Origin of the sequence: Corynebacterium pygosceleis (assembly GCF_016595275.2) — a bacterium.
In the GTDB taxonomy this organism is placed as follows: Bacteria; Actinomycetota; Actinomycetes; order Mycobacteriales; family Mycobacteriaceae; genus Corynebacterium; species Corynebacterium pygosceleis.
On record NZ_JAENIQ020000007.1, the window covers coordinates 38,301 to 59,018 of the forward strand.

The 20,718-nt window shown below is 55.3% G+C and carries 17 protein-coding genes; 6 read left to right on the forward strand and 11 right to left on the reverse strand.

The window, feature by feature from the left end; all coding sequences use genetic code 11:
• The first annotated feature begins 35 nt into the window (after nucleotides 1-35).
• The 5 genes from wecB (at nucleotide 36) to JIM94_RS11135 (ending at nucleotide 6,015) form a co-directional block, all read left to right on the forward strand.
• A complete protein-coding gene (wecB, locus tag JIM94_RS11115; protein ID WP_200253265.1) occupies nucleotides 36-1,442 on the forward strand; it encodes a non-hydrolyzing UDP-N-acetylglucosamine 2-epimerase in 1,407 nt (468 codons plus the stop codon).
• Nucleotides 1,435-2,682 carry a nucleotide sugar dehydrogenase gene (locus JIM94_RS11120; RefSeq protein WP_200253263.1) on the forward strand — a complete coding sequence of 416 codons (1,248 nt, stop codon included), beginning with the start codon at nucleotides 1,435-1,437 and terminating at the stop codon, nucleotides 2,680-2,682. Before wecB ends, JIM94_RS11120 begins: the two co-directional genes overlap by 8 nt.
• A gap of 178 nt (nucleotides 2,683-2,860) precedes the next feature.
• Nucleotides 2,861-4,111, forward strand: coding sequence for a hypothetical protein (locus JIM94_RS11125; RefSeq protein WP_200253261.1), 1,251 nt, complete (start codon nucleotides 2,861-2,863; stop codon nucleotides 4,109-4,111).
• Between the two features lie 166 nt (nucleotides 4,112-4,277).
• Nucleotides 4,278-5,195: an ABC transporter permease gene (locus tag JIM94_RS11130; RefSeq protein WP_200253259.1), complete on the forward strand. Its 918-nt coding sequence runs from the start codon at nucleotides 4,278-4,280 to the stop codon at nucleotides 5,193-5,195.
• Nucleotides 5,185-6,015, forward strand: coding sequence for an ABC transporter ATP-binding protein (locus JIM94_RS11135; protein ID WP_200253257.1), 831 nt, complete (start codon nucleotides 5,185-5,187; stop codon nucleotides 6,013-6,015). The genes JIM94_RS11130 and JIM94_RS11135 overlap by 11 nt, the downstream gene beginning before the upstream one ends.
• A gap of 129 nt (nucleotides 6,016-6,144) precedes the next feature.
• On the opposite strand, the gene JIM94_RS11140 is transcribed toward JIM94_RS11135, so the two are convergent.
• From JIM94_RS11140 to JIM94_RS11170, 8 genes are all read right to left on the reverse strand, one after another.
• Complete coding sequence (locus JIM94_RS11140; RefSeq protein ID WP_248703017.1) at nucleotides 6,145-7,749, reverse strand: glycosyltransferase; 1,605 nt, start codon at nucleotides 7,747-7,749, stop codon at nucleotides 6,145-6,147.
• Nucleotides 7,750-7,793: 44 nt separating this feature from the next.
• Nucleotides 7,794-9,065, reverse strand: a complete 1,272-nt coding sequence (locus JIM94_RS11145) for a glycosyltransferase family 4 protein (protein WP_200253253.1) — start codon at nucleotides 9,063-9,065, stop codon at nucleotides 7,794-7,796.
• A gap of 324 nt (nucleotides 9,066-9,389) precedes the next feature.
• Nucleotides 9,390-11,873 (reverse strand): FtsX-like permease family protein, encoded by a 2,484-nt coding sequence (locus JIM94_RS11150; RefSeq protein WP_200253251.1) that lies wholly within the window; start codon nucleotides 11,871-11,873, stop codon nucleotides 9,390-9,392.
• Nucleotides 11,870-12,670, reverse strand: a complete 801-nt coding sequence (locus tag JIM94_RS11155; RefSeq protein ID WP_248703018.1) for an ABC transporter ATP-binding protein — start codon at nucleotides 12,668-12,670, stop codon at nucleotides 11,870-11,872. The genes JIM94_RS11150 and JIM94_RS11155 overlap by 4 nt, the downstream gene beginning before the upstream one ends.
• Before the next feature lie 212 nt (nucleotides 12,671-12,882).
• Complete coding sequence (locus JIM94_RS11435; RefSeq protein WP_200253249.1) at nucleotides 12,883-14,547, reverse strand: pentapeptide repeat-containing protein; 1,665 nt, start codon at nucleotides 14,545-14,547, stop codon at nucleotides 12,883-12,885.
• Between the two features lie 310 nt (nucleotides 14,548-14,857).
• A complete protein-coding gene (locus JIM94_RS11485; RefSeq protein WP_418904449.1) occupies nucleotides 14,858-15,622 on the reverse strand; it encodes a class I SAM-dependent methyltransferase in 765 nt (254 codons plus the stop codon).
• A gap of 10 nt (nucleotides 15,623-15,632) precedes the next feature.
• A complete protein-coding gene (locus JIM94_RS11165) occupies nucleotides 15,633-17,237 on the reverse strand; it encodes a YcaO-like family protein (RefSeq protein ID WP_200253245.1) in 1,605 nt (534 codons plus the stop codon).
• A 569-nt stretch (nucleotides 17,238-17,806) separates the two neighbouring features.
• On the reverse strand, nucleotides 17,807-18,097 hold the full coding sequence (locus tag JIM94_RS11170; protein WP_200253243.1) for a hypothetical protein: 291 nt from the start codon (nucleotides 18,095-18,097) through the stop codon (nucleotides 17,807-17,809).
• A gap of 45 nt (nucleotides 18,098-18,142) precedes the next feature.
• Here JIM94_RS11170 and JIM94_RS11175 point away from each other — a divergent pair, with 45 nt between their 5' ends.
• Entirely contained in the window at nucleotides 18,143-18,382 is a 240-nt protein-coding gene (locus tag JIM94_RS11175) for a hypothetical protein (protein ID WP_200253241.1), read from the forward strand.
• Between the two features lie 17 nt (nucleotides 18,383-18,399).
• Here JIM94_RS11175 and JIM94_RS11180 read toward each other — a convergent pair whose 3' ends face one another.
• The 3 genes from JIM94_RS11180 to JIM94_RS11190 all read right to left on the reverse strand — a co-directional run bounded on the left by JIM94_RS11180 (nucleotide 18,400) and on the right by JIM94_RS11190 (nucleotide 20,673).
• Nucleotides 18,400-18,744: a metallopeptidase family protein gene (locus JIM94_RS11180; RefSeq protein ID WP_200253239.1), complete on the reverse strand. Its 345-nt coding sequence runs from the start codon at nucleotides 18,742-18,744 to the stop codon at nucleotides 18,400-18,402.
• A 47-nt stretch (nucleotides 18,745-18,791) separates the two neighbouring features.
• Entirely contained in the window at nucleotides 18,792-19,811 is a 1,020-nt protein-coding gene (locus tag JIM94_RS11185) for a septum formation family protein (RefSeq protein WP_200253237.1), read from the reverse strand.
• Between the two features lie 91 nt (nucleotides 19,812-19,902).
• Entirely contained in the window at nucleotides 19,903-20,673 is a 771-nt protein-coding gene (locus JIM94_RS11190) for a GntR family transcriptional regulator (RefSeq protein ID WP_200253236.1), read from the reverse strand.
• Nucleotides 20,674-20,718: the final 45 nt, after the last annotated feature.

The following is a 20,718-nucleotide window of genomic DNA, read 5'->3' on the forward strand; positions in this document are numbered from 1 at the left end:
GAAGGCTAACCTTATAATCCGTTCCTCTGGCGCAAGTGGTGCAGCAAACCCAATACTTTTCGCCGGCTTCTACTTTGCGTCTACTGCGCTACTTTACCATTAACTTTGACTTTGGTAGCGTTGGAAACACTCCAGACGGCAGTTCTGGATTTTCCTCGCATCGAAAATCATCTCCGCCGTTATCTAATACCGCATGGGAGATCCTTGAATTTTTCCCTCGATTAGGACGGGACATGGTCTACAAAGTAGCTTTCATTTTCGGGACAAGACCTGAGTTGATTAAGATAGCGCCTGTTGCTGTTCAACTGGATCAGGTCGAGGATTTTTGCCCGACTCTGATTTCTACCGGGCAACACACCGATCTGGTTCAGGGGTTGTACGAAATTTTTGATCTGCCTGAAGTCGTGCATCTGGATCAGTCTTCGTCCATCAAGTCGCTGCCCATCTCTTTTGGGAGTATATACAATTCGGTGGCTAATTACCTGGATGGTCATTCATATGATCTGGTAATCGTGCAGGGAGATACTAGTACTGCGTTGGCGGGAGCTCAGGCAGCATTTTTTCATCGTATTCCCCTCGTTCACCTGGAAGCTGGACTTCGGTCTCGAAAACTGAACGATCCTTTTCCCGAAGAGGCTAACAGGCGTCTAATCAGTAAAGTTGCGTCTCTACATTTAGCGCCCAGCCTGAGAGCGAAACAGAATCTTCTCGTGGAAAATGTGGACGATGAAGAGATCTCAATTACCGGAAATACAGGGATTGACGCTCTCCATCAAATCTTGAAGAGCGATTCTGTCTCGAATTCTCGCGTCGATACTTTCTTGTTTGAGGAAGGTGTCGACCATTACCTTTTGGTTACCGTGCACCGCAGAGAGAACTGGTCGCGAGTTTCAGAGATCTGTTCGGCGCTGAGACAAATTACTGAACAGTTTTCCTCTTGGGGTATCGTCGTTTCGATGCATGCGAATCCCGTTCTGAAGGAACAGCTGAGGGAGAGCCTGGCTGGGAAGGAGAGGATTCTACTGCTGGATCCTGTTCCGTATCCGGACTTCATAAAGCTGATGTCGGCAGCGCGGATTGTACTTTCCGACTCCGGCGGAGTACAGGAAGAAGCGCCGGCACTGGGGGTGCCCCTGATCTGTATGCGTGAAAACACCGAGCGTGAGGAAGTCGTTGAATCGGGAAACGTGAGATTGGTCGGTAGCTCGGCGGAATCTATTGTTCAGGAGTTCTCGTCAATTGTAGGGGATCCCGATCTGTACGCCCGTATGGCTACCAAGTTCTCCCCCTACGGGTCCGGTGAGGCCACAGCTGCGGTCATTGACTCGTTGCGTACGTTCCTTTCGGGGCGGAACGCTCACTTGGTCCACGATCGTGATGAGAGCGAGGGAGCCACCGGTGGGTTAGTTGGCGGTGTGTCCCGGGGGTCGGAACATGAGTAGATACGAAGTGACAGTGGTGGGGCTCGGATACATCGGTCTCTCCACAGCACTGGTCTTCGCGCACTCCGGTTATGTTGTAGCCGGTTACGATATCGATGAAACCAAACTGGACGGGATTCGGAAAGGCAGGCTCCCGTTTGAGGAACCCGGATTAGATGAGCTTCTGGAAGAGAACCTGCGGACCGGAAGGCTGGTTCCTGTTTCCGCTCTTCCGGAGTCCGAGTTCTATATTGTAGCTGTCCCCACCCCAGTGACCGAAGGTAACGAAGCCGACCTCACACAGGTATACGAGTCAGTCTCGAACATTGCGGACGTTGCTCCAAGTAACTCGATCATCATTGTTGAATCGACGATACCCCCGGGAACCATCCGTAAGCTGATGTCTTTCCTCGAAAGCGCTTACAGTGGCAGGGCGGGGAAACCATCGTCCGCTCCCGCCCTCGCGCACATTCCAGAACGAGTCCTCCCCGGGCGTATGCTCGAGGAGATGACCGAGAATAACCGGGTAATTGGTGCGGACTCCAAAGAGGTTGCCGATAGATGTCGAAGTCTCTATCGAAAGACGACCCGGGGTCGAATCGAACTCTGCGATTCGATTACCGCGGAGTCGTGTAAGTTAGTTGAAAACTCGTATCGGGATGTCAATATCGCGTTTGCGAACGAGATCTCGATGCTCATGTCGGAAATGGAGGTTGACTTTACTCGAGTTATCGAACTGGCGAACATGCATCCCCGTGTAAATATTCTGCACCCCGGCCCCGGGGTTGGGGGACATTGCATCGCCGTCGATCCCTGGTTTCTCATCAATCTTCTGCCTTCGAGGGCAAAGCTACTCAGGACGGCTAGAGAAGTCAACGATTACAAAAGCGAATGGTGTGTAGCGAGGATACGCCAGATTGTTCAGGAAAATGGTTACCAATATCTTGCGATAATGGGTATCACATTCAAGCCTGACGTCGATGATCTGAGAGGTTCACCTTCAACCGGAATTGCCGCCCTACTTTCTCAAATGAGCGAAATCGAAGAACTGTACGTTATTGATCCACATGTAAATAAACTACCGGATGAGTTGGCCCGGTTGGACAATGTACACTTGGTCAAGTGTCTACCAGGGTTAGCTAATCTCCTGGTAGTAGGTACCGTTCCCCATCGCGAATTCGCGCCACTTTTAGCCTCCGGAATCTTTGATTCCGAACATTTTTATGATACCGGTAGTTTCGTGCAGGTGCTGAAGGGATAGCCCCTCGTCATTCCCTTCAAGGGAATCAGCGCTTCGATGAGGTGGGCCTGGACAGAAACCTCGGGTTACAGTTTCCTCGAGGATCCACAGGCCAACGATGGCTCGCCGGGTTTCTCTAGAGGGTGTCCTCCGAGTATTGCTGGCTCATATCCGCAGATTCCGGTGGTATACTTGCCGCATGAAATTCAGTAACGCAGACTTTCGGGGATTCCGGAACGCCAATGTTAAAGGGGAAACGATCTCCCAGTGCCTGGAATCGCAGGCTCTCTACGACCATGGGGCCACTGACGATCAGGGGATAGTGTCGTTAGGGGTGTACGGAGACTCTTACGGGGATCAAGACATCGTCGATATCGCCAACTCGCTCCCCGAGGGGCAGACGCTTTGGGCTTTTTCGCCATTTGCGAGAAAAATCCGCAAAGGTAAAAATTTTACGGTAACCCACGTTCCGGCCAGGAGTAAAAGGGAGTTCACTCTCAAGATAAGTTCGCACCTTGACAGATTTATGAAAGGTCTTCCGGAGGGAAATGTAGCGTCCCCTGTCAGGCTTCCATTCCCGAAGAACAAGTATACTTGGACCGATCAGGAAGTCTTCCTTCCACCGTTGGATGAGCGTTATACCGGGGTGAACTTCATCGGTGGGGTCCCCTTTGAGTTTTTCGCGGACTTGCGTGCGCAGTCGCCGTTTCTCGTCGTTTTCTGCCAGGATGCCATCAACAGAGAGAAGTTACCGCTACCTTACTTCTTCCGGTGGAAGTGGTCGCACCGTATTCCCGCGTCGGTTATGGTGTTGAATGACCCCACCTTATATGTGGATGATGAACTTGAGGGGGGATGGTGGATCGGCACGGAATCGCGGGACTACGTCCAAGATTCGGTTGATATGGTTATGACGACAATGGTTCGACTCGGTCTCGGGCCCGATGACGTGGTTTTCGTGGGAATGTCAGCTGGTGGTTTCTCCGCGATGCAGATGGCGGCGGAGCTACCGGGTTCCCGGGCTATTGTCGATATCCCCCGGCTTACGCTTCTTGCGGACGGCGAAATCGGTAAGTTTGTCAAACTCGCGGTTAAAGCCTGCTTCGGTGTTGACGATCCCACAGAGGTAGACAGCAGCCTTAGGTACAGAATTGACGTGCTTTCACGCTTTGTCCGGACCGGTAACTTTCCAGAATTTCTCGTTCTTCAGAATACATTAGATGAGAAACACTATAAGCCTCAGTGCTGCGCTTTCCGGTCAGAACTGAGTAAGTATCAGGAGTATGACCCTAAAAAGCACCGTTTTATCGAATATTCTCAATGGAATTTTATTAAAGGCGGACATTTTCCGCTAAAGGAAAATGCTTTCCTTCGGATACTCTTCTCTTTCCTTCATCGGTTGGATGACTTGCCGGCGAAGCTGGAGCCGGAGATGATCGCTAAAGATTGATTGTTTTGTCAAATTCTCTGGTGGGGACCATACCCTGAAAATATCTGCCCCTGTGTTTTGAGGTTCGGGTTGTTTAGGTTGGTGTCGCGAATTATGATACTTTGAAGTGTTTTGGTTAGACTGCGGGGCTTATTTAAGCCAATCGCTAGTAAAGTTAGGTTGGAAAGTGAAGCACAGTATAAATTCTGGTAAGAGAATTGCCGTTCAGGATCTGCTTGAAAGAAAGTACACTTCAGATCGTGTTTCCACTTCGTCTCGTCCCCTGAATCCCGTCGTCGCCCGACCTAGCCCTTTTGAGTATGCTTACCAGTTGTGGCGGAGACGCTATTTTATCCTCGCCGAGGGCCGGGCAAAGGCTTTTTACTCGGCGAAGAATATGGTGCTGGGGAACTTTTGGCTGGTAGTGAATCCGTTGCTCAATGTCGCTGTGTACGGAGTCATATTCGGACTGCTATTGAAAACCTCTCGTGGAATTGAGAATTTCATTCCGTTCCTCATCGTGGGCGTCACATATTTTTCCTTCCTGCAAAGATCGATTATCGGTTCTATTGGACTGATGCGTCAGCAACGTAACCTTATCAGGGCATTTGCTTTTCCGAGGGCTGCCATACCCCTGGCTTTCGTGGTCCGACGTTTTCTCGATTCACTTCCCCCGGTTATTGTAACGTCGATTCTGATACTTCTAATCACAAAAGGTGAAATTCTTTCCCTTACGTGGATTCTTTTTCTACCTTTGTTCCTGCTGCTTTATATTTTCATAACCGGAGTCGTCTTTCTTTCATCTTGGATAACCCATATAGTCCCTGATCTAAAGCCTATAATTGAGGTCGGGGTACGGTTCTGGTTTTACGGATCTGGAGTATTTTTTTCTGTTGACCGCTTTGTCACGGATCCCGATATTTTGAAGATCTTTCAACTTAATCCTGGGTATATGTTCCTTGAGGCATTTCGTGATGTGTTGGTATACCGAGAAATTCCGCAGACAAGTTACTGGTTGATATTGAGTGCTTGGTCGTTTTTTATGGTTCTCGTAGGGTTCTTTTGTTTTTGGTCAAGGGAAGTTGAGTACAGTCGTGGCGTCTGAGGCATCTACTGGAGCTACTGAATCAGCCGTCACGGTGAAGGTCGACAACGTCTCGGTCAGTTACAAGGTTCTGTCAAAGGAAAACAGGGATAGAAAAGTCGGCATTTCCAGGATTCTGGGTATAGAGCCCCGTGTGAGGGTCAATGCACTGCAGAATGTGTCTTTCGCGAGCTATTCCGGTGAGGCTATAGGGCTGGTCGGGGTCAACGGCTCCGGAAAATCGACCCTTCTTCGTGTCATCGCCGGGTTGGAGGCGCCAAGTGCTGGGTCGGTGGCCGCTGTCGCTCAACCTGTACTTCTGGGGGTTTCCGCGGCACTGGTCCCTACTCTTAGCGGCAGGGAGAACGTGCGACTGGGGTGCCTTGCCATCGGTCTCAGTCCTTCGGAGGTGAGAGATGTCATGCCGTCCGTGGTTGAGTTGGCGAGTCTCGGCGGAGCAATCGACTATCCCATGAACAGCTACTCTTCAGGTATGGCGGCCCGGTTGAGATTTGCCATCGCAACCGCTGCATCGCCTGAGATTCTCCTCATTGATGAGGCCTTGGCCACCGGGGATGCCTCATTCAAAATAAAGAGCAAAAAGAAGATGGATTCTCTGAGGGAAAAAGCGGGAACCTTTTTTCTTGTTTCCCACTCCATCGGAACTGTCAGGTCGATGTGTAGCCGGATAATCTGGCTTGATCGAGGTGTCATCGTGGCAGACGGGCCGACGAAACAAATTTCTCCATTGTATCAGAAATGGACAAAAATACACTCGGCCGGAGACTCGGACAAGAGCAGCGAGTTTCTCGCTGAAGTCGCTGCTGAATATTCACGGTGAGAATCCAAGTAGGCTGATGCCTGGTGTCAGTGTGAGACTCGTACCGACCGGCCAGCCATGTGAGTTAGGCTGTCGGCGAGGTTGCGGCTTCGTCCTCCAGTGAATCTGAGAGGTGTGGACGGCGACAGGCTAACCAGCTGAAACTGATAGAGATGAATAGAGTGCAGCAAGCCTTTTCGCCTGGTGTTCCCAGGTTCTTGTACGCGCGAAAGATCTCGCTTTTTCGGGATCGATCCGAATACGCCCGGACTTGACTGAGCCGATGGCTGAAGCCCATGCGGCCGGATCCTCAGGTTTGACCAACAGGTCCAGGTGGTCGGCGGGAACGACTTCCCTCAGTGCTGGTAGATCAGATGCCATGACAGGGATTCCCAGAGCCGAAGCCTGCAACGACTTCAAAGGAGTTACCACTCTGGTGACTGCCGTGTCTTTTCGGGGTAGGCAGAAAAGATCGAGCGCGTGATAGTATTCATGTGCTCTTTCTTCCGGAACTCTCCCCGGGAAGTGACAATGATCCTCCACCTCCAGTTCGCGGGCTTTTGCGCGTAGGGAATTGAGCGCTGATCCACTCCCGACCACGGCGAGGTTGATGTCGTGTCCGGATTTCAAGAGTCGATACAGTGCTTCGACGAGCAGTTCCAGGCCTTCATAGTCGACCACTGATGTTACGGTTCCGATCCAGAAACCGGGACGTAAACCGAGTTCTCTTTGGCTTCTGAATTTATCTACGGCTTTTGCTGCTATTCGCTCTGACACACTATTCGGAAGCACATGTATTTTTTTTGACGCCACCCCTCTGGTCAGCATTGATTCTGCCTGGTATTCAGACAAAACTATGACGGCATCCGCGGACGTCGCCAGTTCACTCTCAATTCTTCGGAGACTCAGGTATCTATCTGACCTCATGACGGATCGTTGGCTCTCTTTTGGAAAACCTGACAGCCACGTGTTTTCAATCTCGCCCCGCATCTCATAAATCCAGGGTAGTCCCAATGACCTCGCTGCAAGCCTGGTCGCGGTGCCATTTCTCCAGTCGGTTGTTGAGTGAAGTACCGCCGGCTTCAGTCTCCGGGATAGCTTAATGATCGCTCCCGCGTGTTCTCGGGTCTGTTTGCTGGTTAAACTAGAGGGGAGGTGTGGAAGGTGGTGAAAGTAGCTGATCCCTTCATGGACCGTCGGGTTTGTTCGTGGGACTTTACCGATATTGGCCGGATATGATTCTCGGGTCACTGCCGCGACGCTCAGTCCTTCAGCTCGGAGCGATGTCAGGATGTTGTGGCTTCTTATCGTATATCCGGACATGGTGAAAGGCTGACAGCTTGTCAGTACGTATAGCGCGTCCGTTGTTGTCGTCGTTTGGCCATGTGGTTCTATTTCGGTTCTATCAGAATGTTCGAGAAATTTGAACTCATCGCGATACTTTTTTTTATGTAGATGGCATGATTCGGATATGGCTGTGGCGCAGTTTCCCTTTTTCCATTCTGCGAGAGCACTTCTGTTGCCCGCCCCTTCGGATAAGATGTAGCTGTCTACCTCAGTTTTGATTTTATTTCCGGCGAAGATATTCCGTTTGATTCCAAGGTTGCCGGGGTTTACTCCTTTGGCGAACCATTTGGGAATCAATGGGGTGGGCTGCGAAATTCCGCGTTTCCACACAGGTCCGATTCTTATCCTCTGGTGGACTTTGGAGATGGTGTCTCCCGGATCGAAATACAGCGCTGATCCATTGCTCACGAGAAAACAGGAGAGGCTCTGGATTAGGTGCGTTGTGTGGGGCGTCAACATCTCAATGTTCTCTCGAGTGCGGTGATCCAGTCTTGTTCCGAAGATTCTCTGGTGTGCTCGTTCTCGAGCCAGGCCGTTCCATTGCCTGAAGTCCTCAGGAGATCCCGATTCCGGGAGAGTTTTGTCCAGAGCATGGCTAACGCTTCCGGATCCATCGGTGTCACTACGTGGCCGACTTGCGCTTCAGAGACTATCCGGGCGGCTTCTCCCGCAACTGCTGCGGTGATGTGTTTCTCGGCCTTCATCGCCTCGAACAACTTGGATGGGATGGTCGCACTCATGGGGGCCCAGGACTGCAGGTGTACCAGGGCGGTGTCGCACCACCGGTACTGCTCTGAAACCTCTTCGAACGGTATCCGTCCCAGGAAGTCCACCGGTAGGGAATGCTGTTGGGCCATCTCCTTAATTCTCTTCAGGTGGGCACCACCGCCGGCGATTCGGAGTTCCAACGATGTTCCCTTTTCGCGGGCGATTCTGAGGGCCTCGATGGCGTTCTCAAGCCCCTGTGCCCTTCCCACCGTTCCGGCATAAAGTACTTTCAGAGGGCCGGAAGGCGTCGGTTCGGTTGAGCAGTCGGGGATTCTGGTGTCGGGTCGGTTCCGGACGGTCACGACATGGCCGGTTGCGGTGGTACGCTTCATCGCCGCCAGAGATTCCGTGGTGGTGATGATGGTGTCGGCTCTACGGAGTATGTGACCCAGCGCTCTGCCTGCGGTCAAAAGAATCATATGGAAGGTCGCTATTTTTACCTTGCGCATGATTGAAAGTTCTCGTGGTTGCGGGTCCTTCCATTCATCCAGATATTCCAGTATCTCAGGCCACGCGTCCCGAAGCTCGACCACCAGTGGGATTCTGAGTGCCCTGGAGAGGACGTAGGCTACGGGCGCCGAGGGTAATGCGGGCACCGTGCAACATACGACGTCTATCCGCGCGCCATTCCGGCGGGCGTCCCGCACGGCTGTACGGCATGTTGTGAGTTGCGAGACCATGATCACCCACTGGTCCTTGATCCTGCTGATCAGTGAAGAATCATGCTCGCGGAATGAGGTCCGGTAGACGTTCACTCCGGGCGTCGAGCGATCGACCGCGCCACTCTGGTGTTCGGGAGCGCTCGAGGTCAGGACTCCACTCGGATAATGTGGTGGTGGACAGATGACGGTGAGTTCATGCCCGGCTTTCACGAGGGCTCTATTGATCCACTGCCAGCGACGCTGTACAACTCCCTGTTCCGGCTCCCAATACTGGGTGATGAGTAGAATGTGCATCCAGATCAGGGCTTTCCGTTCAGAGGGGGTTTGTCGATGTCCCGGGGGCGCGATGGTTCACGCGGGGCCAGGTGCCCGGCGACTGCTGGAAGCACTGATGGTCCCGTTGAGAAACTAAGTGGAATCAAAACTGCTGATATTGGTTTGAATTAGACTTAATTCTACAGTGCTCGCCGTGTTCATCCTATTCGTTTGATGTGTTTGACCCTGTGTGGGGCGTGGCGGTCATCGGGACGCTGGTGGTTCGTTTTCGGCGCGTCGCCCGGGGTGGTGATCCGGGGAAGACGCGAATTCCAGACCACCATTTGAGTTGGCGCCACCGCGTCATGGGGAGCGCCTGTGGCGGGGGAGTGCTGTGAGCGTGAACACACATGTCACGAGGAGCGCTGCGAGGCAGATCTCGAGGATTGTGCCGGTGTCGGGCCGGAGTAGTGGCCACGTGCCGTCAGCCCGTGAGGTGACGGTTGTTCCGATCCACAAACCGAGTGCCCCGCCGGTGGTGGCTGCGATGAATGCCGTGGGGACTGAGAGAACGGTGATTTCTGTCAGTGGCATGATGATCTGTCCGCCACGGGTCATACCGAGAGCTCCCAGGAGTTCCCTGTCGCGTTTTCGTTCCCGGACCGCGAGAGTCACGGTGTTGGCGACCCCCACGCCCGCGATCAACGTGGCGACGAGTGTCATCAGTGTCGACATGGTCAGTATGCGGTCAGCTGTCGCGGCGATCTCCCGGCGGGCGGAGAAGCTCTCCGCTACCGATACCCGCGCCCCGGTCTGGGCGATGGTCGCGGTGACGGCGGTGGGTACGGAGCCGTCTGCCGGCTGGTTTGCCGGACCGTCGATCCGGACCAGTATCGCCGGGCGGGGGAGCGGCGGTGCGGTATCCACCGGTACGCCCTTGTCCTCCAGTGAACGGGTGCGGGCCGCGTCGACGAGCTCAGGTGCGATGAAGGTGGTTCGTCCGGACCCGTACCGGACCGTGGCGGTGACCGATTCGTCGAATATGGTCAGTTGGACCTGGTGCCCTTCCTTCACGCGATCACGGATCGCTGAATGGTCACCGACGATGATCTCTCCGGGAGCGGCGCCCGTTCCGCCTCGGAGCAGTTGTTCCCCTGCGGTCTGGTCGAGGGCGAGGACGTTCTCCGCGGTACCCCAGGGGTTGACCACCCGGGCAGCGGCCGGTGCGATCGCCGCGGTGACACCGTCGGTGTTTCTGATCGAGGCAACGAGACCGTCAGGGACCGATTCGTCGAGTGCCGTCACCGTCACGTCGATGTCTCCGGTTCCGTGGGCGCCTTCGGTGAGGTGGGTCCGGATGATGTCCTGACCGTGGAATACGGCGGAGACGAGGGTGACCCCGGCGAAGATGATCGCCACGATCGCCCCTGAGCGTTGGACCTGTCGTCCGACGAAGGCCGCACCCAGCTGGAGCGTCGGAACGGGGAGTGCCCCCATGACGCGGGACAGCCGGTTCACCAGTGCCGGTAGTACCACCGCCAGCACGATGAGTGTTCCGAGCGCGATGAGGCCGGCGGATCCCACGGAACCGATCACCGCCCGTTTCGCCGTCAGTCCGGGGACCACGGTCGCGGCGGCGAAACCGGCGATGGTCGTGGCCGAGCCGAGGAGAAGAAGGGATACGCGTCGGAGGGCACCCTGCTGGCTCACTGCCTGTGCGGCGAGTGACTGAGTGACGGGGCGCCGGACGGCCGACCTGCCCGCAGGAAGCGCGGCGAGGACGGCGGTCATCACCCCTAGAGCCACGATGGACACCATCCAGGTTCCGGGCAGTGTCACCTCCGCGAGCGGCACCCGGACACCGAGCGCGTCGGCGTGTTCACCTGCGGTGCGGGCGAGCAGAAGTCCGGAGGGCGCACCGAGTGCCCCCGCCAGGGTCGCGAGGATCGTGGCCTCCACGATGACGGAGAGAAGGATCTGTGCGGTGGAGGCTCCGGTGGACCGGAGAAGTGCGAATTCGCGTTGCCGTTGGCCGGTGAGCACGGAGAAAGCGGAGAAGATGACGAGTCCGGCTACGGCGGCGACCACTGCGATGAACACCGCGAGCAGCAGGAAGTAGCGGTCGCGTTGGGACAGGTACCGGTCGGAGAGCTCGGCGGTGTGTGCCGCGGCTGTCGTGACGTCGGTCGTTGATGCGGGGAGAGCTTCACGAATCGCCTGTGCGAGGGCGGTCGGCGTGGTGCCGGGTGCCGCAGCAACGCGGATCTCCCCGACACGGGAACCACCGGCCCAGGTGTCGACGGCGGTCGGTGTGGCGAGGATTGATTCGGAGCCGATGAGCTGTTCCTGGGCGGATCTCTCCGCCCGTCCCACGATCCTCACCCGGGCCGGGTCCTGGATCCCCGGTGCCTCGAGGAAGAGTTCCTGCCCGATCAGGTGATCGTCACCGGTGGCGATCACCTCGTCGTCCGAGGTCGGGAAACTGCCCTCGGTGAGGGTGCGCCACCGCAGGGGGCCGTCGGTGACGGACTGGACGTAGGTGGAGCGGTACACCGAGCCGGTGTCGGCGACCGCACCCCGGAAGGTCCGGTCGAACACCGCATCGGTGACGCCGGGAACGGCGCGGATGGCCGCCAGTGGATCGTTGTCCCCGTCGGAGTTCCGGAGGGTGACGACGACATCCGTGTTCGTGTAGGGACGGTCGAAGATCTCCCCGACCGTCCGCTGCAGCGTCGTGGTGATCGCCGCGGTCGCCACCGTGAGCGCGACGGCTGCGAAGATGGAGAAGAACAGTGAGAGATAGCGCAGTCCGCGGTGGCGGAGCTGCGCGACGGCGAGGCGGATCACGCGTGGGCACCTCCGTCTGCGGAGTGCCGGGGGCGGCCGGACGACGCCGGGCGCCGGGTGCCGTGGGAACCGGTGACGCGTCCGTCGCGCATGGTGATCAGATGGTCACCGCACTCAGCGGCTGCCGGGTCGTGGGTCACCACGGTGAGTGTCTGGCCGAACTCGTCGACCAGTTGACGGAACAGGGAGAGCACCTCGGAGCCGGCCTCCGAGTCGAGGGACCCGGTCGGTTCATCGGCGAAGATGATGTCCGGGCGGGCGAGCAGGGCCCGGGCGATGGCGACACGCTGGCGCTGTCCCCCGGACAATTGATGCGGGAGGTGCTTCAGGCGTCCGACGAGTCCGAGACGTCCGGTGATTTCGTCGTACCAGGCTTGGTCTATGCGGGAATGCGCCAGGCGCAGCGGTAACCGGATGTTGTCGCGCACCGTGAGCACGGGGACGAGGTTGAATTCCTGAAAGATCACACCGATCCGGGTGCGCCGGAGTTTCGCCCGTTGATTCTCGGACAGTGAGCTCAGGGCGGTGTTGCGCTCCCGTCGGTTCCCCGTACCCGTGCCGTGGAGTGTCACGGTTCCGGAGTCGGGCACCGACAGTCCGGAGAGACAGTGCAGGAGGGTTGTCTTTCCGGACCCGGAGGGGCCCATGAGAGTTGTCCAGCGCCCCCGGGGAATGGACACCGATACGTCATCGAGTGCGGTGACCCGCGCGTCACCGGTGCCGAACACCCTGGTCAACCGGTTCGCGGTGAGGACGGCGTCGTGGTGGGTTGGGGTGGAATGGGACACGGTGGTCACGAGGTGGATCACGCCTTAGGTTGAGAATTACTCGGGAACTTGTAGCCTAAAAATAAACGAATTTCGGAAAGATGAACCTCTCCATCATCCAGCAGACTACAAGATCTACTTGATCGCGAAAAACCAAGGAAGCTTCCCACCGTGTTACTAGGAAATCCGCACTCTTCGGAGAACCTAAAAACTAGGGTGAGGGTTACTTAATTTCGCGCCGGTTATAAGAACGATGCTGGGGGGCGTGTAGCATTGTCAGTCCGGGCGGCCAAAAAGTCGGATTTGCGCATGATTGCCTTCGACAAATCTACACCCCGAAAATCGACGTTATTCAAGGTTGCATTCGTGAAATTCGTTCCCGCAAGGTATGCGGATGAGTCTTCTCCTTCTTCGTAGGTAATCCGAAAACTTGCATCCGTAAGGTCGGAGTCGGAAAAATCGGCTTTTTCCATTTTGGCTTCATCGAAACAGCAGCCTATGAGGCTACTGTCCTTAAAAGAGGTGTTCGCTAGGCAGCACTTACGGAAAATTGCGCTCCCTGTTTCAGTACCCTCCACGGGATAACTTGAGCCGTCTGAATTATCAAATTTACCTCCACGCAGATCCGATCCCGTAAAATCAGTGCCGTGGATTTTTGTATCTTGAAGCCTACAGTCGGCCATCCTGACGTTCTTTAGAACTGCTAGTGCTAGGAAAGAACCTCTCCAGTTAATGTGCTGAAGCTTTGTAGAAGCGGGGAAAATCACACAAGCAAGGTTTGCTTTCAAGAGGCGAGAATTATCAAGAGACAATGACTCGAGACTTGAGAGTCTTGACTCGAGACTTGAGAGTCTAATTCTTCCGTCGTCTGGGCCGGACGCGCTGTGACATTCCGAACTTCTGTTCGATTCAAACCGATTTCTCAAAACGGTCGCCCTCGCCGAGGAGATGGCGGCTGACTCCTCGACTGCCGTCGATCGGCCTAATCCACATTCTTCCGTCGGCCTGTTGAGTTTATTCAAAAGTTTCCGTTTTCTGCCCGAGGGTCGGTTATCCGGCCGTGAGGTTTCCAGCATAATATTCAGTAACTCTTGTCGAATCTGGCGGCTTTCGTATTCCAGATCTTGTGGCGTTACTCCACGATAATCTGGTGTCGGTTCTTTCTTCAAAAAATTAATTTCTGAATTGATTAAATTGTACCAACTATCTATTTGTTGAGCCAGTTGATAGATTGCAGCACATCGAACCTGTATAGAACGTGACCCCAAGGCTTCTATTGCCGTTGACAATTGTTTTGACAAGTCGATTCTGTAACGGAAAAAGTTATCTATCTCGGCGCTTCGTTGTGCCTGTTTGATATGTTCATTGTGTCGCCGATTTTCATTAGAAATACGTGCTTGATTGCTGCGTTGTCCGACCAAAACAGACATCATCACGCCACCACCACCGATCAGGCCGCCGGCGATTCGACCGAAAAGTATACCATCCTGCCCCCTTTCTTGTGCGGTAATGAATAAAATAATTCCAGAACAAATCGCGGCAATTATTGCGGTTCCTAGCCAGGCCTCTGGTTCTAGCAGAGAATAGCGATTTTTTGATTCAAAAAACGTATCTGAGCATTCCTTTTTGAAGCGTTTCCAGGCGTCGATTATTTTTGTTGTTTCCTGATTTTTAAACGAGAAATAAAGACCTTGGATTATGTCCCCGCCGCGAATAAAAATAAACATCACGATCCCCGCCAACGCGATGACGAAAATCCGAACCAAAGGGGGGAGTCCGTAAAAGCCCTGTTTTAGTGGGGTATATAAAAATGCTGCCGTTACAATCAGTATTATCGCGGAAATGATCTTTGATTCCGGCGGAACTACTTTTGGCGGTTCGATATGTCGTGGATCATTGTACTCCACTTGAGCCTCCATAGATTGAGTGAAATTTTATTCTTGAGGTGGATGTATCCGTGCCTTTCGCCTAGATAGACTTCTTGAAACGCAAAATAAAATGGGGATAAGAAGATTATATATCAACTCTGCTGCGGTGTCATTATTTGCCGTGTTGATTTTAAACACGCTGACCTGCTTGACGACTTATTTACTTGCGGTCACTGGTTGAAAGAACGTGAATCGCCGTAACATGCAAGAGGGTGGGGTCGATCTGCCCATTGACGGGTATTACTTATTGAATTAGTTGATGTGGGAGCCATGGAAATGCAGCCATAGATTAGGTAGGTGAATATACCCCGATTTCTAGCGATGAAGATATCAGGGGATCGTTCCTGGATATATCTTTTAGTGCGCGCCGACCCGTCTTCGGATCCAGTAGGCCCTTAAGGGTCAAGTCAGATATCTGGATCCGATGAATTGACCGGACTGGATCTTCGGCACAGGTAGAAATCTGGGGGATGATCTGATGGTGTACCTGTCGAAAGCTAGAGAGTTTATCCCGTTTTAGTAATTTAAAGACTGGTTCGTTGAACTGTGAGTAGGGGCTTGTATCCTGAACAACAGTCTTCATTACCTGCCGATACGCATCAAAAGCCTTTGAGTAGGGTTCTCTACTTGTGTGGCTGAGTTCGATAACGATGAGGTGGCCGTCCTGGCGAATTGCTCTGCGTATCTCCGATATTGCATTGCTGATGTCACGGCAGTGTGAAAGTGTGAGTCGTGCATGAATGATATGGAATGTCCCAGACTTTATTGGTAAATTCTCCACATCGGCTATCGCGTGGCGCCGTATTTCTCCGGTGATGAATTGAGATTTCTTTGGAAAGTGAATGTCGACACCATAATAGGCTAATCCAAGATCAGTCAGAGGGTCTCTCAGGGAGCAGGTGGCCGCCCCAAGATCGAGTATTGAGTGTCCCCATTTTATGTCAGGAAGATTAGAAACTAGACGGATGGATATAGGGTCGTACATTGTCGCTAAGCTATTGAGGCGATTAGCCTCGTCATGAGTGTTCCGGTAGAAGTATTTCGACCTATTCATTTAATTTGACCTATCCCAGTATATGGGGAAGTAGGATATCTCGGTCATCATACATAGACTCGTGAGAATATTGGCCGAATATCTCAGAGTGTCCTAATGTAGCATTATCATATCCAAATGTACAAGGTATTAGGCTCATATCTATCGCCCGCACGCAGACGCGATTGGACCGTACTCCAGGTATGTTCACGGCGATCGGGTTGGCCTTTTCGATGCTTGGCGGGGTACGGCACGAAACGTCGACGATTCTCAGTATCTCCTCCACCCTGCGGGGTCCTGCATTTCTCCAAAAACGTGCATGATCGAGTGAGGATCGGACTGTTTCTGGGGGGCGTGAAAAATCGTAGTCTAGAGGTATTCTCTTTATTCCTAACAGTGCTTCTTCTTGTGCTATATGGAATGCGGAGGTTTCATCGGCTTCTGGAGAGTCGATTTTGCCAGACGCCAATCCTGCCGCAAGTCCGTTTGTGTCCCAAGCGATAGAGAGTATGATACTTTCGTTACATGATCGGATTTTCCCGATATTGAGAAATATTAATTCGGGATTATCCCGGGTAGCCGTTTTGCAGGGGATCTGGTCGTATTTTATTAGCTCGCCCGTCACCATTCCGGTGGTCCACCACTTCATGAAGAAGTGGCGTTCAATAAGTTCCCGTGTGGCGGCTTCAAAAGCGGCTCGAAAGGTAAAATGGGCAGCAGTTCCGGAAGAATTAACAAGGCTCCTACGGCCTCTCTGGAATCGGGCTCTTGGGAAAAGTACTTCATCGCATATGCGAAATATGGGTCCGGTGGTGTCTTCCGTGAAAATGGTCCGAACGTCGTCTTTAGGATCGCCATTTCGTTTCATGGGATCTCTTTGAATCTGGTCGGCGGTGAAATGGTAATAGTCTTCATAGCTAGACCCAAGCTGCAGTCTGGCGCGAGGGCATTCCTCCATGCGCGCGAGTTCGAGCGTGCTCGGATAGAGGGATGACCGCTCTGCAGCTTCACTGACCGCTTTTATCTTGGCCAGTTCTCGAGTCTGATCCAATGCTGAAGCAACGATGTAAGGGGAGAATGTTCCATCCGATGCGACTGTCACAGGAGCGACGCCGAGATACCTGCGATCGCCACACAGTTCCAGGAGATGTTCTTGGTAGTTCGCCGCAGCTGCCAGAGGGCCTATTTCGCTGGAAGTGTTCGCTTGAAAGATCGGAGGATTCTCGAGCTGACATGGTTGTGCGGTGTTCAGCCCCCAAGGCGCTTCGTAGAGAATTTCGAGGCGTCCGACTACTAAGCCGATGAACGCCTCCCTGCGTTGTGCAGGCTGGAGGACTGACAGGGCTCTGAGCATCTCGACTTCGACCTGGTCGGCTCGTACGTCGTCGAGCTCAATTGAGAAGGTCGGTGCGTGGAGCGTTGGACCGTTCCCCTGGGGTGTCTGTTCTTGCTTGACGATGTATGTGGGAGTGAGGATTTTTTCCCAAGGGTATCGGGAGAGAGGGGGGGGGAGGTGAGGCACAGCCGACATGATTTTTCGTGCTGTGTCGATCTCGTCTTTTGGGGCTAGACGTACTGTGGCGCCAACCCCGTCGTGGATGCTCCAGAATCTGACGGTTGAAGGAGCTAGGGCCACGCCGATGACCCCTACCCCCGTATCGGCTGGGGGCGTCGGGGGCCACGGGTCGGGCCGAGTCCTAGAACTCAATCGTGTGTTCGGTGTCTGCGAAACTGCAGGTGCCGAGCATCTCGGTGTTGTCGATAATGTAGTTGACGTTCATGGAGTCTCCTAGAGGTTCATTGTTGCAGGTGTATTGAGTGTACCGATGTCAGTTGATTTTGTAAAGGTAACCAGTGGGCGTGAGTGTCCGTTATGATATTTAATCATATCTTTTTGGGGTGGTGACTTGTGGAATGGTGCACGTTGTAACTCGACGGGGGTGGGTGGGTTTTGTTGCGGGGTGTCGCCAGTGGTTGATGGCTTGTCGAGGTTGGATTTCACTTTCGCCCCAGGGGGCGACTTGCTTGGCTTGTCCGGGTTATAGATTATCTCTTGGCTACTGCTTTTGGGTCGTTTCGCCGCGGTCTACGATGTTTGCGTTGCCTCGTATGGAAGTTAAGAATGTGTCCCGTTGATCAAGGGAGTTTATCTCCGTGTATATCGGGCGGATATTTTTCCGGGTTTCCGCTACTGCTTTCCGATATTTAGCCGTGTTTCTTATGCTCCACCACAACGTTGACCGTGGTGAGAGAAGGGCGTGCGCGAATGATCGTTCGTACACTCCGGTCCAGATTTCTTCGTTTTTTCTGCGGCGTTCCAGTGTTCGTTTTAGGAGTGCCTGGAGGCGGTCCCTGCTGGGTAGGTCGATATAGAGTAAATGGGTAGCTCTTGAAAAAGACGGCTTCAAAATTTCCCAGTGTTGGAAATCCGTTATCCAGCTTTGTGTAGTTAGTGCCGAGGATGCGCTCATGCTCAATTTGGTCGATCGCTTCCATCCGGGCAGGTAGTAGAGCGCGTCGAGTTCAACGTAAACTATGTTGGTGGACGTTGATAGTGCCTTCGATATTGTGGTCTTTCCTGCGCCGGGAAGTCCTGCGACCAAGATGCGAGATTCGTGTGTTATCGAATTGAGCCAATCGGCAGGGTGTAGCAACGGTGGCACCTTCTTGGTGTTTGAATTCGATTGTAGGATTAATTTGTTGGCTTCGAGCCTTGATGCGATGATGGCTTGTGGCATTGATATGGACTTACTGCAAATTCGTGCTGGTCCTGTCACCTAGGATGACATCGGGACGCTTCACCCCCACCCCAGCTCGTGCAGTTCATCGTCGTCGAGCCCGAAGTGGTGCCCTATCTCGTGGCCGACGGTGATGCGGACCTGTTCGATCAGGTCCTCCTCGCTGGTGCAGTGGTCGAGCAGCGCCTCCTTGTAGATCGTGATCGAGGAGGGGAGTCCGGTGTGGTTGGCCAGCCGTTCCGGTAGGGGTACCCCGTTGTAGAGCCCGAGGATGGTGTTCGAGTCGGGGTTGTAGTCCTCGATGAGGATGGCGACGTTCCTGAGGTTGTCCAGGAACACATCCGGGATACGTTCGAACCCCATGTCCACGAGCTCGTTGAAGCGTTCGTCGGAAACGTCGATCACGGTCCTGTCGTCCTCGTTATTGTCGGCCTCGTCGCGTGCGGTGAACTCTACTGGCGGATGGGGTCGCGTTCCGGTTGGGGCTCAGGTGGCACGCCGTCGATCACGAACGGGCCGGTGGCGGCGCCCTCGAGGGTGGCGAAACCACCTTCGGCGTTCGCCTTGAACAGGGCACAGTTCACGGTGTTGGAGCCGCCGGTCCAGGCGTTGGCGTCGATGGCCGTCCAGAAGGAGTCCAGGGTCGAGTAGTAGAAGGGGTCGTCCCCGCCGAGATGGTCGCGTGCGGCCTGGGTGCAGGCGTCCTTGAGGAAGGCGTCCTGGTCCGCGACCGTCGGTGTGATCTCGGGGAAGATGGGCTTGAGGTCGATGACGGCGGTGATCTCCAGCTGGTGCGGTTCCGCGCAGTCCACGGCGCGGGGCGCTCCGGCGGCGTCGATGCTGACGCACTCGCCGGGCTGGAAGATCCGGGACTGGTCCTGTTCGGCCGCACGCCCCCGGGTCGTCATGGTCCTGCCGTCGTCATCGGTGACCTGTACGCCGCAGAGCATGGTGCGGTCACCGGCCTCCCACGCGCTCGCCGGGGGGAGGATCGGGGCGATGGAGTACCGGCCGTGTGGTGTGTAGCGGCCACCGAGGTAGTCGATGGTGGGGGTCTTGCAGAGTTCCTCACGGAGTTGCGCCTGCCGGGTGAGGTTCGGCGCGGGGGCCGAGGGGCCGAACTCGCTGGACGGGTAGGTGCCCAGATCCTCCCGGGCGGAGACCTCGAAACGGTGGTCTGCGGCGCAGTCCGCCTTCTCGAAGTCGGAGATGGTCCCGTCGTCGGCGACGTTCCAGGTGAGGCAGTCACCGATGTCCGCCGTGGTGAAGGGGGCGGCCTCCGGTTTGGTGGTGGTCGTCTCCCCGGTGCCGGTCGACGCCCCGGTGGTCACCGTTCCGGTGTCCGCGTCGGTGGGGGTGGGGGATTCGGCGGCGACGTGGCTGTAGGACCCGACGCCGACGGCGGCGACGAGCATCGCGATGAGTCCCGCCTGCACCGCAGTGGCTGAGCGCCAGGATCTGGTTGCTGTCATGGTTCCTCCATCATGCCGGGTGTGTCGCCCGGGTGCACACCCCCGCCCCCGGGCGTGGAACGGGAGGGGAGAGGATGTGGCGGCGGTGTACTCAGTCGGTGGGCTGTTCCGTGGCGCGTTCGACGTGTGTCTTCAGGGTGTAGCGGTCGGTGCGGTAGAGCGAGGAGCACCATTCCACGGGACGGTCACCGGACAGTGACATGCGGACGATCTTGAGGAGCGCCGTGCCCGGTTCGACGTCGAGGACCCGGGCGGTGTCGGCATCGGCGTTGACGGCGGTGGCTATCTGTTCCGCCTCGGTGACGGGGAGCCCGTACTCCCCGTCGAGGATGCCGTAGACGGAGGCGTGGACGTCATGGTCGAGGATTCCCGCGACGTGGACGTTGTTGTACCAGCTGTCGTCGATGGCGTAGGGGAGCCCGTCGCCGAGACGGAGCCGCCGGAGGTGGGTGTGCGGGTGATCGCCGGACCGGAAGAACGCCTCCACCTCCACCGGCGGTGTGGCCGCGGCCTCGGCGAGGAGGACGTCGGATGTCGCGGTGAGTCCCTGGGCGCTCATCTCGGAGGAGAAGGACGCCAGGTGCAGGCGGGAGATGAGTGGGGCGGGGGCGACGAAGGTTCCCCGACCGCGCGCGCGTTTCAGGCGGCCCGATGCGACGAGGTCCCCGATGGCGCGGCGGACGGTGATGCGGGAAACCCCGAACGTGTCCTCGAGGACACGTTCACCGGGGAGCATGTCACCCGGTCGGAGTTCGGTGGTGCAGATGTCCTCGAGGATCTCCCGCAGTTGTGCGTGTTTCGGTTTCGGCCCGTCGGGGAGTTGTCGGGCGGGGAGCACCGGAAACTTCGGGGAGGTCACCATGTACACGACTATACCCGGTGGTCATAACCGGACGGGGTTTCCCGG

What these genes read in the sequence shown, in the direction of transcription:
- JIM94_RS11120 (WP_200253263.1), top strand. Translation starts at nt 1,435, where the DNA reads ATGAGTAGATACGAAGTGACAGTGGTGGGGCTCGGATACATCGGTCTC.
- JIM94_RS11125 (WP_200253261.1), top strand. Translation starts at nt 2,861, where the DNA reads ATGAAATTCAGTAACGCAGACTTTCGGGGATTCCGGAACGCCAATGTT.
- JIM94_RS11145 (WP_200253253.1), bottom strand. Translation starts at nt 9,065, where the DNA reads ATGCACATTCTACTCATCACCCAGTATTGGGAGCCGGAACAGGGAGTT.
- JIM94_RS11485 (WP_418904449.1), bottom strand. Translation starts at nt 15,622, where the DNA reads ATGAATAGGTCGAAATACTTCTACCGGAACACTCATGACGAGGCTAAT.
- JIM94_RS11170 (WP_200253243.1), bottom strand. Translation starts at nt 18,097, where the DNA reads ATGGAAGCGATCGACCAAATTGAGCATGAGCGCATCCTCGGCACTAAC.
- JIM94_RS11185 (WP_200253237.1), bottom strand. Translation starts at nt 19,811, where the DNA reads ATGACAGCAACCAGATCCTGGCGCTCAGCCACTGCGGTGCAGGCGGGA.
- JIM94_RS11190 (WP_200253236.1), bottom strand. Translation starts at nt 20,673, where the DNA reads ATGGTGACCTCCCCGAAGTTTCCGGTGCTCCCCGCCCGACAACTCCCC.